Source organism: Wolbachia endosymbiont of Onchocerca ochengi (genome assembly GCF_000306885.1).
GTDB lineage: Bacteria > Pseudomonadota > Alphaproteobacteria > Rickettsiales > Anaplasmataceae > Wolbachia.
On record NC_018267.1, the window covers coordinates 560,339 to 578,997 of the forward strand.

Consider the following 18,659-nt stretch of genomic DNA (forward strand, 5'->3'; position numbering starts at 1 on the left):
AAAGGGGTAATATTAGTGTATTAATTATAGAGTTAGTTATTGTGTTTGATGAGAACAATCCTTGGAATTTAGGGAAGAAACCGATAAGGAGTAAAATCTCTAATAATGAAGATGCTTTCAGTAAGGCTGTGTCTGAGGTAAGGTATTTTTTTCTTAGTTTAACAAGAAATGGCAGCAGAAAACCTTATTTAATTATTTTTGTTATTTTATTTTTCTACGCTTGTACTGGTTTCTATATTGTTCACCCAAGTGAAGAAGGTATAGAACTTATTTTTGGTAAATATTCTAATACAGAAACACCTGGTTTGCGTTATCACTTTCCTTACCCCATTGGTAAGGTTTTTAAAGTAAATGTTAAAGAAGTAAATCGTGAAGAAATTGGGGTAAGTAGTTCCTATGGGAGAGATGCAGATCGTGGTGAAGGTGTGATGCTTACTGGGGATGAAAACATAGTTAACGTTAATTTTGAGGTTCAATGGCGCGTTAAAGATGCTAAGGATTATTTGTTCAAAGTGCGGGACTATAAACCTGGTTTTAGTGTTAAAAATGCTGCTGAAAGTGCTATGAGAGAAATAATAGGTAAAAACACAATCTCTTTTGCACTTGGTCAAGGTAGACAAGAAATTCCTATAGATACTAAAACTTTACTGCAACAGATTCTTGATGGGTACCAAATGGGTATAGAGATTTTATCTATTCAAATGAAAAAAATTGATCCACCAGAAAAAGTAATTAGTTCGTTCAGAGATGTACAAAGTGCTCGTGCAGATAAAGAGCGTATTATAAATGAAGCATATGCTTATGGTAATGATATTATACCTCGAGCAAAAGGTGAAGCAATAAAGATAAAGCTAGATGCGGAAGCATATGAGAATGAGATAATAAGCGAAGCAAAAGGTAATGCAAATCGTTTTTTTTCTCTTTATAAAGAATATAAGCATAATCCTTCTCTTGTTAAGAGCCGTATTTATCTCGAAACTATGGAAAATATTTTTAATCAAGTAGATAAAATTGTTATCACTGATGATTTGAAGGGTGTGTTTTCTTATCTACCTCTTACAAGCTTAGGGAAATAGTTATGCTTAGTAACGTTAAAATTGCTTTTGTTTTTATATTTGCTGTTTTGCTAGTTTTCTTATTTAATTCGATATTTGTAGTACAGGAAGCAGAGCAAGCAATAGTTATGCAATTGGGTAGAGTTGTAAGGGATATTAAAAAAAGTGGTTTGTATTTTAAGTTGCCATTTATAAATAATGTAGAATTTTTTGATAAGAGAGTTTTAGATTTAAGCCCAGATACAACTGCAAGAGAAGTCATAACTGCAGATCAGAAGCGCATCATAGTAGATGCTTATGCAAAATATAAAATAGTTGATCCTGTTACTTTTTACCAAACTGTGAAAAATGAGTTAGGATTGATTAGAAGATTGTATCCAATCATAGAAGCTCACTTAAGAGAAAATATAGTCAGATTTTCACTGATTAGTTTATTGAATGAAAAGAGGTCGGAAGTTATGCAATTAATCCAGCGTGGAGTTTACTCTGAAGCTGGAAAGTTTGGTATAGAAATAATAGACGTGAGAATTAAAAGAGCAGATTTACCAGAAGAGAATAGTTCTGCAATATTCCGCCGTATGCAAACTGAGAGAGAAAAAGAAGCAAAAGAAATAAGAGCAAAAGGAGAACAAATAGGGCAAGAAATTAGGTCAAAAGCTGATAAACAAAAAAGGGAAATTATTGCTAGTGCAGTAAAAGAAGCCTATGAAATAAGGGGGCGTGGCTATGCTGAAGCAACCAGGATTTATAATGAGGTGTTTAAGGCCGATGAAGAGTTTTTTAATTTTTACCGTTCTATGAATGCTTATAGTAAATCGTTTACTGGAAATAACACTAAATTCGTACTTTCACCAAATAATAGTTTCTTAGATATTTTAAATAAGGGATGGAAATAGTTTATGAGAAGTAAGGTTTTATCTATATTTTTATGTTTTTTAATTTCATTCTCTTTATATGCTAGGGTATTTAACTGGAGCACAGAAAAAGCTGCAGATATCAATACTTCTATATATAATTGTAATCAAGGGCTTGCTGATCTGGTAGAAGAACTTCTCCCTGCATTCGTAAGTATTTCGAGCGAGCAGGTTATCAAGCAAGGAAATAGCAACAGAACTAGAGTTCCCTTGCCAAGAAATGATTTTTTTGACGGTTTTAGAGAATTCTTTGAGTACTTTGATCAGTTTTTTATGGACAAAAGTCCTAGCATTAACAGAGAGGCAGTGCTACTTGGGTCTGGGTTTATTATAGATAAAAGTGGAATTATAGTAACTAATTACCATGTTATTAAAGATGCCCAACATATCACGGTCACTATGAACGATGATACTTATTTTAAAGCAGAGGTTTTAGGCTATGATGCAAAAACTGATCTTGCTGTACTTAAGATTAAGGCTGATAAGGACTTCTCTTTTGTAACACTCGGTAATTCTGATGAAGCAAGAGTTGGTGATATGGTTATGGCAATAGGTAACCCATTTGGCTTAGGTGGTTCTGTAAGTACAGGAATTATATCTGCAAGGTCTAGGGACATTAGCATTGGTACCATGAATGAATTTATTCAAACTGATGCTGCAATCAATAGGGGAAACTCCGGAGGACCGTTATTTGATTTAAATGGAAAGGTTATAGGTATTAATACTGCTATTTATTCTCCGTCTGAGTCTGGAGGCAATGTAGGTATAGGCTTTGCTATACCATCTAACTTAGCTATACCGGTAATTGATAAGTTAAAAAACGGTAAAAAGGTGAAACATGGTTGGCTAGGTGTACAAGTTCAGCGTATAACAGTAGAATTTGCAGAGTCCTTAGGTTTAAAAGATACAAAAGGCGCATTAGTTGCAAGTATAGTAAAAGATAGTCCTGCAGAAAAAGGTGGGATTAAAGTAGGTGATGTGTTATTAGAGTTTGATGGTAAAATAGTTGATAGAATGGCACAATTACCTCAAATAGTTTCAAGAACTGAACCTGGAAAGAAAGTACAAATTAAATTATTAAGAAAAGGTAAAGAAGTTAATATCAAGGTTATTGTTGGAGAATCTACGAATGATAACCAAGATATCAATCAAAAAGAAAATGCATCGACATCTGATTATATAACTGGCTTAACTATTTCAAATTTATCAAGGGAATTAAAGGAAGGTAATGCATCTATAAAAGGTGTAGTAATTACTAGTGTGGATATTTATAAGAATCCTACATTACGTGACCTTAAAAGAGGAGATATTATTACACAAATAAATGATGCTGATATAGAAAACGTTGAAAGTTTTCAAAATCAAGTAAATTTAGCAAAAAAACAAGATAGTAAAAAAGCAATAATGCTGCTTGTTTATCGTAATGGTAATCAATTTTTTACTTTAATAAAGTTAAAAAAGTAAATTTTTTACTAAGTTTACAAAACAGTGGTGTCATCATTTTGCCGCTATAACACTTTAGCTTTATAAGTAAGTTAAGGTCTATATTATTTTGCTAAAATGTAATGAGTCATAAATAAATCAACTTCCTAAAATTTGTTGAGCTATACTTTTGAGACAAATAAGTGCCGGAATGTGAATATGATGATTATTAGTATATAAAAGTTGTAGCAGATATACTGAAACGGCAAGTGCCATGAAGTTAGGCAAGATATATTTAATGCTTATACGTTTAATAAATATGACCCACTAGCATAAATGGCTATTTTCTAGAGAGAATGCAAGGTTGCAACATAATTGAGGGAAATGTTGGCTAACGGGCAAAGAACAATGATTCCTCCGCTTAAGCTTTGAGTGAGATGTTTAGAAAATGTCCTATAAACTGGTTCGATCAAACGTTAGTAATTGAATTCAACAAGAAAAAAAGAGGTGATTGTTTTTACGATGCATAGTTTTCCTTTGGTAGGAAGCAGTTGCATAATAAAAATTGGATTTTAGTATTGATCGCTGGAACGACATTATTTGCCTACTTGAAAAGGGATTAGTTGCTGTAGATGAAGGAAAAAGAAAAAGTTAAGATGGTAAATGCTAAACTTGGAGGTACGCTTTTGTTAATTAATATTAACAAACCTTTTGTTGCTTTTGAGTGAGTATAATATTAAAAAGAGTGGCTGAGTCGTTATGAAAATTTTTCTAGTGATTTCTTACATGAACTCAAAGCTGGACATTATGGATTCAATAAAAGCTATGCTAGTTGCTTTAGCGTCTACTCTGCCTGGATAAAGCAAGTTGACCGAGTTTTTATTTGCTCAATTGCATTTATGTGGATCTTGAAGAGTATCCAAGTTTATAAAGAGCAAGTTTTACTCTTGGTAGCAAGATGGACACAATAGCAATTTTAATTAGGGTAAAAACAAGTGGTTAACAATTAGCATAAGATCTAGCATAGTAAGCTGCTTAATTTTATTAAATTTTCTGCTTGTAAAGCATGGTTTTGCTATAGCAAGTAATGTTTACTGGATGACTTTTACATATAGCCAGTGCCTAAAGTTTTCAGCTCTGCTTCTGGTAGATAATAATAAGTTGGCTAAACAAAAATGAACGGTATAACTTAACTAATATGTACGCGTGTTTTTAACCTTCGAGAAATCCAACTTTTCTAGGTAGGTTAAGGCTTTGATTTCAATGGCTATGCAACTCTAGCATGTAGCGCACTAAATGTGGAGTAGATATAGAAAATTTTTGAGATTTAGATTCTTGGTTATATTTTCTGCATAACATCAATCCATATACATAGCACTAAAAAACAGGAATTATGACCGTGGCCTGCTTACTTTATATGAAAATTTCTGAGCATTGACTAAACTATAGTAGTGAATCTCAATTACAGGAGATTCACTACTAAATTCTTGTATAATTTTTTGAATAAGTTGTAATGAATACTGTAATGCGTCAGGGATAACTATAAGAGTACCTATCAGAACGTTTTCAATTCCAGTCTTCGGGATTATTTTTCTTAGATAGATATGATATCTTTGTTGTTGAAAAGAGAATCTGAAAAACAGCAATTAGCACCGAGGTAAGGATAAGTAGTGATAATATGTGCTTATACGCCTATTATAGTAGCGAGCTTACTCACTTTTTTTAAGTTGATTTAATATTATAAAGTCAGTAAAAAGAATTTTACTGTAGCGGGTGATAGCTGGATAATTTTCAGATATGAAATTTTGATGTTCTTGGAGACTTGCCGAACGATGATTCAGTCGATAGTATCGTTACACAATACTATACCTATAGCGGATAAGCAAAGTTAGTAATACCCTCCAACGTCAAAGAATTTTGACCACGATTCTAGCTGGATGGAGTCAATTATAAATTAGCTAATCAAAAAAAGTAGTGCGGCTTAACCAATATTCCAGGTACTTTGCTCTTTTTGCTTCTGCACATGTTTTTTAGCCTTCGGTAAATCTATCTTTCCTGGCGGCAGATCAAGTTTTGACTTTGGTGATTTTGTGATTTCTTTATATAGTACACTAAGAGGAGTGCGTACAGAAAGCAACTCCTGAGGTTTAAATTCTTGACTATGCTTTCTGTATAACATTAATGATATACGTGGAACTCCAGTAATTGCAATCTTAGGAATTTTTTGCTTAAGGGGAGATAACATCTTTGTTATGAAGGATTTATCATCAGTATTTAGTGTATTGAATTTCTGTAACTCTAATGGAGTGCTGCTATTTGATTCTCTTTCTTTGCTACAGAGCGAACTAACTCTATGTTTCTTTAAAAATTCACTTCCAGGTTCACTGTTTGCTCTGTTCTTTACATACCCTGCTTTAGAACGCTCATCGCTATTTTTATCAGAAGCTGAAGAGGAAGGGAACAGTGGTACTTTTTGATTACTGTGGGGCATAGGCCTGCATGCTGGAATATCATTACTTAGAGAATACTCAGAATATCTCTCCCTTAAAGATTTACCACTTATCCCAGATGAATTTATATTATAACACGGCTTCCCTTTTTCTGCTTCTTGTCCTGATCTTTGGTTGAGCAGCTGTTGTACCCTTGCTTGTTTGAACAATGGCTTTAGTGATTCACCCTTATCGTCAGAACTTAAATGTTTATTAGACACTTTCTTTGGTAACGCTAGATTTGAGCTGCTCTCATTAGTATAATATTTCTTGTCTATATTGTTATGAGATTCATTACTAAACCATACACTACTATTATCTGAATTATTTTTACTCTTGAGATTCAATGTAGCCGGTGCATAGTGAGAACTACTGTCCAATAGCCTACTTGAACTTTCTATAATACTCGCAGGTTGTAGTGAATCTGATTTAGAAAAATAATCGCTGCTCTGGCTCAATGTTGAACTAAGTTGTATATCAGCTACCTCAGGAGTACCTAAACAGCTAACACTCTCACCATGATATTGAGATGTAGTAATCACCTCTAAATCAGACTTAGGAGATCCAAAATCAGCTGTAAATTCAAAATATCCAGTTCTTTCATTATATGCAATTGGAGATTGCATAATTTCAGGAAGCACCTGAGCAATTTTTTTATTAGAGATAGCGTGAACTGGGCTTTTACAATTAGTAACACTTAGTCTTGTAGTCTTGCCTCTAATATCGCTCATGAGGGTTTTGCACACTGCTGCATTAATTTCATACACATCGTCACCATTTAGGGGTTCAAGCTGACCATCATGCCTTTTTATTAAAGGTATAAGGGCAAAATAATTACCACCTTCTCTTTCCTTTTCATCCGTAAAAATATCATAATCATAACCATCAATAAATTTCCCTGCCCATTTAGAAATTAAACCACCAAGAATACCTTTGAGATTCTCAATTTTAGAATATTTTTCGCCTGGAGTTTTAAAGCTAAGTGCTATTCGCCCTTTAACATATTTTACTACATTTTCAACTACTTTATCGCTCACATTTTTAATGTATAACATGTCATCTTTATAGTGATAAAAGTCAAAACTTTCAAGACTGCATTCTCTTAACCTTAAGTTAAGTTCTTGAATATACATCTTTTTAAACAATTCAAGAGTTTCTGAATCATATCCTTCCCTTTCAAAGTATTCGCCGTCAAAAGCTATACAATATAGATAATGCTTTTTCAAAGGGTTAGGTCCATAAAATGCTCCTATTTTAACAGTACCTCTTACCCATTCATGGCCTTCTTCTTCTGTTATCCCTGTTTTTACCACTAAGCGTGCAATCAATTTCAATGTCACAGCTCTATCAAGTTCATTAACTAAATGTATCTTTAAATTGCGTATTACTTCTTTATTTGTGGAATCTGCAAGTTCCACTGCTATAACGTTTTCATCTAAATATTTTTTATTAGTATTGGCACTTAAAACAAATGGAAAACAGTTTAAGTTATAATATCTACCTGCCACTACCTCTCTGTCAAGATATTGCTGTTTTATTATCTCCTTTCCTATTCTATGTAGGTATTCTGCTACATTAGTGCCATGAGCAAATGAACCAACAATTTTTTTGCCTTCTACAGTTAAATTAGTATTAATCCTATCACAAAAATAATTGTTTAAGTTAAACACATTAACCAGCTCTTTTATAGAATTACCCATAATTCCTCTTGTTAAAATTGTTATGAAATAACATTACTATTTTTACTTTTACTACCACTGGCACTAGTAGAAGTGCTACTACCTAGTTGTGTGTTAGGTTTGTCACTTTCGCATTTTCGTTTTTCTAACCTATATTTGTTAATATCAACTTTTTCATACTTATCGCTTGGAATCCATGTACCATCAGGTTGAGGTCCCCAATTATCTTTTTCACCATTATTGCCATGCATGTTGCCCCTAGTAAGAACATTAGGTAACTAGTATGCTAGAAATAAATTTGAGTGTAAACACTTTTTTATATTTTCCTTTTAAAAAACTTTGTTCTTTTTTTTTGTACTTCTAAACTCTAGCGTCATGTACTAAAATGGTACTTTTCTTTATTACTAAAGTAATCAACACTAAAATCTAGTTTTTTGACAATTTCATTAAAATACCTTATTAAAACATAAATCCTATAATCACAAAATCTAATTTGCTATTAAGCCCTACTCTTTATGTTATCTACTTTTCGATGATGCTTCTTCTAGTGCCTTTATTAAGGATACATAATTATTGACTTTTACACCTCTAAATTCACCTGTTGGTTGGTAATTATTAACAGCAGTAGACTTTTCTCTTTGTGAACTCCTCTCAGCTACTTTTTCTTTAAGCTCATCAGCAAGGTCATTCATTTCGTACCTACTAGTAAACTCAGATTCTTTGCTACTAATACTACTAGCAGTACTGTATTTATTGATAGATGTAGCCCTTGTTTCAATAATATCTTCATCGAAATTTATGTTGTAACCAGTAGATATTCCTTGGCTTTTAGAATCAAACGCTATTCCACCAGCCACAAATTTTTCCTCTATAAGTTTTGATGAACACATAGCTAACTTCAGTTCTTCTTTTTTTTCTACCTGTTTTGTTTTTTGCTTGTCATGTTTTAGTACCTTGGATTTATTCTTATTCATATCATCCTTGTATGTAGTGGGCTTCGTAATCTTTAAAGATTTTGGTAAAAATTTTTGTTCTTCTTTGGTCAGAAGGATTGGCTTTTTCAACCATATTCCAGTGCTTGACACTGAAATAATACCATGTGTGAATTGGAGCTTTTTTCTTCCATCAACTTTAATTTCTACCTTTTCGTAAGCTTTTTTAGTTACTTCTTCTTTTGGCAATGTTTCTTCCGTTTTTTTATCTTCTTTTTCGGTTGTTTCTGTTGGAGATATAATTCCACCTGAAAGTAGCTCTGCAACTGATGAGGTTAACCATCCAACTAGGAATATTTGAATTTTTAGTTTCAAATTTTGTAATAACTCCAAACGATCGAGCACTTTTACAAACTCTTCTGGAGATAACTCACTACTGCCTAATTTTTTCTGTAATTCTTTCATTTCTTTGTTCAATCTTTCATTGAAACTTAAGTCTTGTGAAAAAGACCTTTTGATTAATCCCTTAAGTTTGTCATGAATAAGTTTTATAATTGTAGCAACGTGGTTTTTTTCTTCTTTTTCCTTTATTATACGGTAGATTTGTGGATCTATATCTACTCCAAGCTCGCTGTCTGTGAAGTTAAAAAATCTAAAAAGTTTCTCCAGTAAAGTATTTATACCGATTATAAAATAGTTATCTTCCTCATTAGAATGTACCTTTGAACCAGATACTCTATCACTATTAGAGTCTTTTTCAAGATTTAGTTTTTTGGATAGCAGGCTGTCAACATGACTCAATGCCTGATTTTGCAATTCAATGCGTTTAGTAGCAACACGCTTCTCAATTTCTTCTGCAGCAGTTTTAAATTGGTTAGTTTTTTCTTTTGCAGATAAGTTTTCTGCTATAATTTTTCCAAGATAAATTGAACTATCGCTTGAGTTATTATTAGAAAAATTGTTTATCATGTTGCCTCCCGACATAATTAAAGTATATACTTCAATTTTACAGTACTGAATATTTAATAATTATTAATCCTAAAGTTGCCAATAAACTTTTCTAAACTTGTATGCTATACATATTATACTATACACCATATAGCTTTTTAGTGCAATTTCTGCTATTTCTTCAAACTTTAGATTTTCAATGTACTTCAACACCTGCTTCACAGAATTAATTTTACGGACTTTGCTTTAACTGTCTTTTACCTTTGTTGTATAAAGTGTTTAATATAGGGCTATCATAGCTTTTGATATGATATTATACAGCCATTATGTTCCTTTCTTCAAAAGATCTTTTTACCCTATAACACATATAACTGGCGTATGATCAGATGGATTTTTCAACTTGCGCAATTTGTCATCTATATAGCATGTTTCTAACCTATCGGCAGCTTGGGGTGATAATAGTATATAATCTATTCGCATTCCTTGATTATTTCGGAATGAATTATCTTGGTAATGCCACCAAGTAAACTGCTGTAAATCTGGATTAGATATTCTAAATGCGTCTTTAAACCCAAGATTCAAAATTGCTCTCAATTTTTCACGTTCTCTTATATGGAAACACACTTTGCCATTCAATAAAATTGGGTCAAAAACGTCAATTCCATCTAGTGCAACATTATAATCACCAGCTACAATAGTTAGCTCTTCATTTTTCAATAAATTGATTATTTTTTCATATAAATTGTCAAAAAACTTAAGCTTATATGCAAATGCATTAGAATCTGGGCTCTGGCCATTTGGGACGTATATACTCACTACTCTTATCTTTTGATTATCGTACTTTACTACACATTCTATATAACGTGCTTCTTGGTAACCTTCTACAATGTCAATTTTAAATTTCTCTAGTATTAGGTATTTAGATAAAACACAAACACCGTTTCTCGCAACTTGCCCATAAACAGCACATTTATATCCAAGCTTTTTTATTTCTTCGTAAGGAAACTGTTTTTCTGTGCATTTTGTCTCTTGTAGCAAAATTATATCTATTTGATTATCAATTATGAGATTGCAGATTTGGTCAATTCTTTTACGTATAGAGTTCACATTCCAAGTTGCAATTTTTAACATCAGTAATTCTTATTAATTATATTAATTAAACTTTCCCTAGTAGGTAACCTCGATGTTATAATTTTTTTCCATTTGATCGACTTTAAACTGTCAGCGATATTTTTACTCATAGTATATGCAATTATATTGCTTATTGTGTGAGATAAACCACTTTTTAGAACTAAAGAACAAAATACTCTCGCTGTCTGTGAAGAAAAAAAAACAACACCATTAATTTTATTACCCGATAACAAGTTTTTGCACCTGTTAGTTAAACTTTTTTTAACGATTGTTTTGTAGAGTATAACTTCTCTTACACAAAAACCTTCTTCAGATAACCTTTTTTTTAAATCGCATGATACCTCTTGTCCTCTTATGTACAAGAACTTCACTGCTATTGAATAGTGATTTTTTATGAACGATATCAACCCATCAACATTACTATCTGCTGATACAATATCAGAAAATCCTAAATCCTTTGCAGTTTGCATCGTTGAATTGCCAACAGTAATGATTGGAAGATCACCTATCTTACATATCTGACTAAATGCCTTTACACTGTTCTTGCTTGTGGATATTACTACGTCAAATTTATATGCAGATATGTCAGGCTGTAAATGCTTTATTGTGAATACTGGTTCTATATATACTTTATATCCATGTTTTTTCAGTGCATTTCTTGTGTTTAGTGAATCTAATAAAGGCCTCGTTAATAAAATAGACTTCATTCTCATTTGCTTTACTATAGGTGAAAATAATACCTCTATAAACGAATTGCTGAATAAAAATTTTTGAGCTACAGCAATGGTAAGGAGTACTAGTACTCTTACTGATTTAAAGTTTTCTAATTTTCATTACTTTTTATGAATTATCTTCAGTTTTAAGCATAAAGGTTAATTCTTTTTCATCTAGAGTTGCCTTATTCATCTTATAGCAACTACTTATGTAACATCTATATTTGTTGCTGACTTTTATCCACTTTTTCATTATTAAAGATTTTAGATATAATATTATCCATCTTTCTACAGCTCCTATGTTCTATATATCAAACTGTTTTCACTATACTTAATTACTGTATATATATCATCTATGAATTTTTGATTATTCTTATTAAACTTAGATACTATATAATTTATATCTTTCTCAAAAAAAGTTGAAGTAATTATCAGAAAGGCTATTGTATTCAACTATGTAATTTGTGTAGTTAGACTCAATTAAACTAATATTTTCTTCAGAGAACTCTGTAGAAGAGCTTATAAAAGCTATTATAATATCAACTAATTACGTTAATAAATCATTAATATAATGACTGTACTCCTATATAAATTAAACAAGTTAACTTGTTAATGCACATCAGCAATTTACCTATTGGTTTCTTCTATAACTTGCTAATCATTAATCATAAGCTCGACCAATGTTGGTTGTCATAATAACATGGCCTAAGATGGAGAAGTAGTAGAAATGAAAGGGATGGTAAAAGGTTCTAGCAAGTATAGGTGTGACTTCTTTTATTAGGAAATTAGATACTAAATGCGATATCAAAACAAATTTTTATTAATTTTTTTTATCTAAGACAAGAGTACTTTCTACGCTAAGCTAATTATTAAGATAATATTTCAAAAATGATCTTTTAGTAACCATATATTTAAGGCAGATGAAAGTGTATTTAATGTAGTGTCAACAATACTGAAATGCTGACCTGTAGGCAGGAAAGATATATCAAAGCTGATACTTGCTGTATACTCGATAAAAGAAATAATAGATAGTACAATAGTTAAACGCTTTTTTTGTAAGTAAGCCTTTCCTCTTAACAAAACTTGTGAGCTTAGATACAAGTAAGTATATTACGGAGTTGATTTGTTTAAGAAACAATATAAAAATTAAGAGTGCCCGAGAGAAGACTTGAACTTCCATAACTTTAAAAGTTACTAGCACCTGAAGCTAGCGCGTCTACCAATTTCGCCACCCGGGCTTTTTATAGTTTACTATGTTAAAATTAAATAATATACTTAAGCAATTTTTAGTTTAAAGGTAATGCCAGATAATGTAAATTTAGATCAGATATTTTTTGCTCATAATAATGTTAATATTAATAATATATATAAAATAGTTAACAGTGTTTTGAGCAATAGTAATTGTGGTGAGCTATTTTTAGAATTTTGCCAATCAGAGTCCTTGATTTTTGATAATAATGTACTGAAACATATAGATTTGAATACCAGAAGGGGGTTTAGTTTAAGGGTTTTTTGTGAGAGTAGTACGTCTTTTATCTGTTCTTCTGAGATTAGTGAAAGAGAAATTAGTCATGCTGCTTCCATAGTAAGAAGTTCAATATCTTTAGATAAAACAAGTTCAACAAGCTTGAAAAAAGAGACAAAAAATCTGTATCCAAGGATTAACCCCATAAATGAAATAGACCTGATCTCAAAAATGAGACTACTCGATGAAGTTAACGAATATGTAAGGTCCAAAAATACCTTCGTGAAACAAGTAAAAATAACTCTGAGTGGAGAATGGCAAGTTGTGCAAATAATAAAAGATGATCACAGATTAAGTGATATCAGGCCTCTAGTGTGTTTTAATGTGTTAGTTATTGTAGAGAAAAATGGTCGCACTGAAAGGGGTTTTGCAGGACATGGTGGGAGAGACTCTTATAGTAAATTTATTTCTGAGAAAATGTGGAAAAAAGTTGCAAATCAAGCATTAGAACAAGCATTGGTAAACCTTGAGGCAATTCCGACTCCAGCTGGAGAGATGATAGTTGTCTTGGGTCCAGGTTGGCCGGGAATATTATTACATGAAGCTGTGGGTCATGGGCTTGAGGGTGACTTTAATCGTAAGGGAGTTTCAGCATTTTCAAACTCTATTGGTAAGCAAGTAGCAGCTGGTGGTATTACAGTAGTTGATGATGGAACTCTACCTAATTTACGTGGTTCTATTAGAATAGATGATGAAGGTACTGCACCTTGTTGCAATGTATTGATAGAAGATGGAATTCTTAAAGGATATATGCAAGATCATATGAACGCTAAACTTATGGGTATGAATTCAACTGGTAATGGTAGAAGGGAAAGCTATAAGGAAATTACTATGCCACGCATGACAAACACTTATATGTTACCAGGGAAGTATACACCAGAAGAGATAATATCTAGCGTAAAAAGGGGTATATATGCAGTGAACTTCAGTGGTGGGCAAGTTGATATAACGTCAGGAAAATTTGTTTTTTCATCCTCAGAGGCTTATTTGATAGAAAATGGTAAAGTTATACAGCCAATCAAAGGGGCGACATTGATTGGTGATGGTCCAACAGTGTTGAAAAAAGTATCTATGGTTGGTAACGATTTAAGATTAGATCCAGGTGTTGGTACATGCTTAAAAGATGGGCAAAGTATACCCATTGGAGTTGGTCAACCGACACTTAAGGTTAACTCAATCACAGTAGGCGGAACTGAGTTATAAGCTATGCTGACTTTCTGTTACTTTTCGCCGTTTATTTTCTTTTTCTTGGAAGGGCTGATTTTGGTTTGCCTTAACTTGCTTAGGTACAGTAGATGGCTTACTATTTTCTCTTGCTTGAACAGATTGTTTACTTTTCTCAATTTGGGTTTCTAAAATTTTACTAATGCCCCCACTAATTTCATTACTCCACTTTTTCTTACTTGACGAATGAGGATTATATAAGGTACCTTTTTTGTCATTAAAAAAAAGGCTCTTTATTGCACCTGATATGGGCAATATAAGAAGAATACCATTGATTGTTGATGTGATTGGGCCAGTGCCAAATATTAGTACTGAAAAAGAAAAAAGAATAATAGGAAATAAAAGTTTACGTAAGAACGTTATTACCATTTCTTCATCGCTAAATGGTAGTTTATCATCTTCTTTTTTACCTTTGTCGGAAAATAGCAATCCATTCTTAAAAGAACTAAAGAAGTTCTTAGGATCTATCTTAACTCCAAATAATCGTCCAGCAAACTTTATAAGAGAGTCTTTAGCTTCTGTGTTGCATATATCAGATATGCACTCATTAACTACTTTTCCTATTTTATCCTTATTTGAATTTTTTTTATTCGCTAAATTTTTTTTCCTGATTTTCTCAAGTACAGAAAGTAAAAATTGAAGGAAATTCTCTTCACTAAGTTGTTTTATATCTTTTGGTCTGACATTTTTAAATATAGCCTGATTTTGATCTAGCATAAAAGTAAGTGTTGCCTTGTCATCTTCCTTTAACTCTTCAGATTGTACTTTATTTTTTAGCGACTCTATAAAGGTATCATAGATCACTCTATGTTTCTCTTCGAAAATTACTTCACCCTTTATTATCTGAGTAGATGACTTTGAAAGATTTAAATCCTTCGTTTGCAGAGGTATCATGACTGACCTATTTGCATTTGCCTATACTTTAATTATAATGTATCTTTCATATTAATTCAAATGGTTTATTTTTAGAATTTACAGCGTTTAAGTCATAATTAAGAGAATTTGAGCCCCAGTTGTCGCTAATTTTTATCTCCACTTCAAGCGGTACAGAAATTTTTACTGCATTTTCCATCACGTTTTTCATAAGTTTTGCTGTTTCTTGTACTTTACTGTTCTCCACCTCAACCAGTAGCTCGTCATGAACTTGGAGAATTATTTTACCTGACTTTAACTGATCATGAAGTTGAACCATTGCAAGTTTTATTATGTCAGCAGCAGTTCCTTGCACGGGTGCGTTTATTGCTGCCCTTTCTGCAAATTGCCTTAGATAAGGGATTGTGTTGTTTATGTCTTTTAGAAAGCATCTTCTACCGAATAAGGTTTCTACATAGCCGTGCTGCCTTGCAGCAGATACCTTTTCTTCCATATAGATCTTTATCTCTGGATAACAGGAGAAGTAATAGTCAATATATTCAGCAGCTTCTCGAACGGTAATTTTAAACCTTCTCGCAAGGCCAAATGGGCTAATGCCATATATAATTCCAAAATTAACAGATTTTGCTTTTTGTCTTAGCTGCTTATCCACATTTGCACCTTCTTGCACTCTAAAAACCTGTCTTGCAGTGATATTGTGAATATCTTGTTTATTCACAAAAGCTTCTTTAAATGCTGTAATATTTGCAATATGTGCCAAGAGTCTTAATTCTATTTGTGAATAATCAGCAGAAATTATCTTACATCCTTTTGGAGCAATAAATGCTTGCCTGATAAGATTTCCCTCTTTGCTCCTGATAGGAATATTCTGCAAATTAGGATTACTGGAGCTGAGCCTACCTGTTGCAGTTGTTGAGAAAATTGTATGTACTCTACCATCAAGGGGATCTACCCGCTTTACTAGTGCGTCAGTGTATGTACCCTTTAGTTTACTTAAATGTCGCCAACCTAAGATCTTACTTGCAATTTTAACTCCTTCTATTTCAAGTTCTTCTAATACTTCAGAGCTTGTGCTATACGATCCAGACTTTAACTTTTTCTTTTTACTAAGCCCCATCTTATCAAACAAAATGTCACTTAATTGTTTTGGCGAAGCAATATTAAATCTTTCTCCTGCTAAGTTATATATGTTACTCTCAAGCACAGTTAGTGATTGTTGAAATTTACCGGATAGCTCCTGTAGCTTTTGAGTATCTAGCAATATTCCATTTTTTTCCATGTTGAGTATCACTTTCACAAGTGGCTTATCGAAGCGTTCGTAGATTGTAAAAAGCTTTTCTTGAAATAGTCTTTGCGTTAACTTTTTATGGATCGTTATTAAAGCTTTTGCTGAGAAAGCCTCTATATCTTCACTTAAACTATGTGCAACTATACTTGGAATGCTGTGATCGTGCTTTCCTGTGTCAAGACTATACGACATCGTCATCAAATCATCAACTGAGCATAATGCTTTCTCTATTGCAGGAAATATTTTTTTGATCTTTCTAATATTGTGTATTATTTTCAACATCCCATTTGCAAGTAAATTTGAGTTCACTATAATGAGCGAATCTTGTAGGCAGTTTTGATTTATGTAAAAAATACTGTTTTCACTGCAAGATAAGGAAACTTTACTTAACACGTTATTTTCAAAATGGCAATAGATTGCAATTTTACCCTCATATCTGCAATGCTCCAAAAATTTTTCTAATTCTTTGTTTCTATATTCTATTTTCCTTTTAATGCTAGGTTCACTATAAGGAAAAAGCTTTTCTACTTTGCCTATTAATGAATTAAATTCATATTTCTTTAAAAAAAATAATAATTTCTTCATATTTGGAGGGTAGACCTTATGCTTTGCAATATCACAGTGAAGATTCACTTTTTCACATAGCGATAGAAGCTTTCTTGAAATGAATGCTTTTTCCTTATGTTCAGTGAAAATATCACGAATCCTTACTTGCTTGATGCAACTAATATTTGCCATAATATTATCTAACGAATCAAATTCATCCAGAAGTTTAACTGCAGTTTTTGGACCTATTCCTGGAATGCCAGGAATGTTATCAGATGCATCTCCAGTTAGAGAAAATAAATCAAGAAGCCTGTTTGAATTTACGCCAAATTTTTCTATTACTTGTTTTTCATTTATGTATATATTTTTAATAGGATCAAATATTAGTATGTTGTAATTCAACAGCTGAAATAAGTCTTTATCTGATGAGACTACTACTACTTTAAAGTCTTGGCGGTTGGCATATTTTATAGCTAGTGTTGCAATTATGTCATCTGCTTCATAGCCTTCAATTTCTTCGTAGCTAAGGTTAAAAGCTTCTACTGCCTCTCTCAGTATTGCAAACTGTAGAGTTAAATCCTTAGGGGGTGTTATTCTGTTCGCTTTATACTCAGGATATGAATCGTGCCTGAAATTTTTCTTGCCAGAGTCAAATGCTATAGTTAAGTAATCTGAATATGTAATATATTTAAGAATCATATTAAGAAAACCATACACAGCCCCTATTGGGGTACCGGTTGTGGTAGTTAAATGATGTAAAACGTAATAAGCTCTGAAAAGAAAGCCGTAACCATCAATAATTGTGAAAGTTTTTTCTTGCACTCTGAGTATTCACATGTGTCCTTGATACTCTATTATTTGGATGTAAAAATCAAGTCTTTGTTTTCTGCTTTTGATCATTACAAGAGATTTTTATTTAGAACAATATTAATACATAGTTAATAGTTAACATTTTAAATTAAGTTGTATGCTAGCAAATTGAAAGCTTAAAATGGACAAAAAAGAGAGCTAAAAGGATCAAGTCATCTAGCTGAACTATAAAAGCAAGGCGTAAATTCAGTAAATTAGATACTGGCAGCTTGATTATTCTTAACTCTGTTTCAAAGTAATCGGTAGAGCAACGTTAATAAAAGTAAGATTTAGGATTAAAGAAAAATAATCAAATCTCTGAGAAAGATAGAACTCACTTTTTGTTAACCATTCACCTTAATTCAGGTGTAGAGTTAGTATCAAATGATAGCGGAATATTGTTAAGCTCTAGTATAATAAATGACAGCGAAATGCTTGTAGCATCAAAATAAAGTGTTATCTGGTTAAACATACTGGCTAACTTAATAGCAAAAGATCACCATTAATCAAGATCGGTGATTAGTGGAAAATCACTTATTCAGGAAAAATTAAAAAAGTTAGCGTTTCTGGAATGCTAACACTAAGAGATTTTGTTACACTGGGAAAAGATCATCTCAGATAAAGAGTAAACCTAAGTAAACTCAAAAAGAGGCTAAGCAGGCTACTAGTCTTGACGATCAAATTAAAGCTCTGTAGAGTAGCAAAATAATTTGCAATAGAAGCTTGCTAAGCCTAATCGAGTAGAGGAAGTCATTTATACTTATAAAAGTAAAAGAGCATAAAACTAAAGAGAGAAAGCTAAATGGAGAGTTGAGAGCTTAGTAGAAAATTTTAAAATGATAAAAGCTTAGAATTTTGGATTCTACAAATGGATCTTGCGATATAAGTAACCCTAACAAATAAATATTTAAAAAATGAATAGATAAAATGGTATAGGTGTTATATGTGTGCTAATAGCTGTGATGGTTTTTTTTGAATTCAATGTCTCTAGTATGTAAAGCTCTTCAAGAAATACTAAAAAGCTAATTCTTTACATATGAAAGTAAATAGATCCAGCCCTCAGATATGATG

At 32.2% G+C, this 18,659-nt stretch carries 11 protein-coding genes and 1 tRNA gene; 4 read left to right on the forward strand and 8 right to left on the reverse strand.

Features of this window, described 5'->3' with window-relative positions; genetic code table 11:
* Positions 1-41 precede the first annotated feature (41 nt).
* The 3 genes from hflK to WOO_RS02070 are packed head-to-tail and all read left to right on the forward strand — an operon-like array spanning position 42 to position 3,433.
* Positions 42-1,076 (forward strand): FtsH protease activity modulator HflK, encoded by a 1,035-nt coding sequence (gene hflK / locus WOO_RS02060; protein ID WP_014869027.1) that lies wholly within the window; start codon positions 42-44, stop codon positions 1,074-1,076.
* A 2-nt stretch (positions 1,077-1,078) separates the two neighbouring features.
* The gene (gene hflC / locus WOO_RS02065; RefSeq protein ID WP_014869028.1) at positions 1,079-1,951 is read left to right on the forward strand and encodes a protease modulator HflC; all 873 of its coding nucleotides are present in this window, start codon (positions 1,079-1,081) and stop codon (positions 1,949-1,951) included.
* Between the two features lie 3 nt (positions 1,952-1,954).
* Entirely contained in the window at positions 1,955-3,433 is a 1,479-nt protein-coding gene (locus WOO_RS02070) for a DegQ family serine endoprotease (RefSeq protein ID WP_014869029.1), read from the forward strand.
* 1,939 nt (positions 3,434-5,372) lie between these two features.
* On the opposite strand, the gene WOO_RS02075 is transcribed toward WOO_RS02070, so the two are convergent.
* The 6 genes from WOO_RS02075 to WOO_RS02105 form a co-directional block, all read right to left on the reverse strand.
* Positions 5,373-7,580, reverse strand: a complete 2,208-nt coding sequence (locus tag WOO_RS02075; RefSeq protein WP_014869030.1) for a hypothetical protein — start codon at positions 7,578-7,580, stop codon at positions 5,373-5,375.
* Positions 7,581-7,600: 20 nt separating this feature from the next.
* Positions 7,601-7,810, reverse strand: coding sequence for a hypothetical protein (locus tag WOO_RS02080; protein WP_014869031.1), 210 nt, complete (start codon positions 7,808-7,810; stop codon positions 7,601-7,603).
* Positions 7,811-8,077: 267 nt separating this feature from the next.
* On the reverse strand, positions 8,078-9,460 hold the full coding sequence (locus WOO_RS02085) for a hypothetical protein (protein WP_014869032.1): 1,383 nt from the start codon (positions 9,458-9,460) through the stop codon (positions 8,078-8,080).
* Between the two features lie 330 nt (positions 9,461-9,790).
* Entirely contained in the window at positions 9,791-10,570 is a 780-nt protein-coding gene (locus WOO_RS02090) for an exodeoxyribonuclease III (RefSeq protein WP_014869033.1), read from the reverse strand.
* A complete protein-coding gene (locus WOO_RS02095) occupies positions 10,570-11,277 on the reverse strand; it encodes a uroporphyrinogen-III synthase (protein WP_025264015.1) in 708 nt (235 codons plus the stop codon). Before WOO_RS02095 ends, WOO_RS02090 begins: the two co-directional genes overlap by 1 nt.
* Before the next feature lie 1,159 nt (positions 11,278-12,436).
* Positions 12,437-12,521 (reverse strand) — tRNA-Leu (locus WOO_RS02105).
* Between the two features lie 62 nt (positions 12,522-12,583).
* Between WOO_RS02105 and tldD the strand changes: the two genes are divergently transcribed.
* Positions 12,584-14,011, forward strand: a complete 1,428-nt coding sequence (gene tldD / locus WOO_RS02110) for a metalloprotease TldD (RefSeq protein ID WP_014869035.1) — start codon at positions 12,584-12,586, stop codon at positions 14,009-14,011.
* Here tldD and WOO_RS02115 read toward each other — a convergent pair.
* The gene (locus WOO_RS02115; RefSeq protein ID WP_014869036.1) at positions 14,006-14,926 is read right to left on the reverse strand and encodes a hypothetical protein; all 921 of its coding nucleotides are present in this window, start codon (positions 14,924-14,926) and stop codon (positions 14,006-14,008) included. The genes tldD and WOO_RS02115 overlap by 6 nt on opposite strands.
* 46 nt (positions 14,927-14,972) lie before the next feature.
* The gene (gene polA, locus WOO_RS02120) at positions 14,973-17,561 is read right to left on the reverse strand and encodes a DNA polymerase I (RefSeq protein WP_014869037.1); all 2,589 of its coding nucleotides are present in this window, start codon (positions 17,559-17,561) and stop codon (positions 14,973-14,975) included.
* Between the last annotated feature and the right edge of the window lie 1,098 nt (positions 17,562-18,659).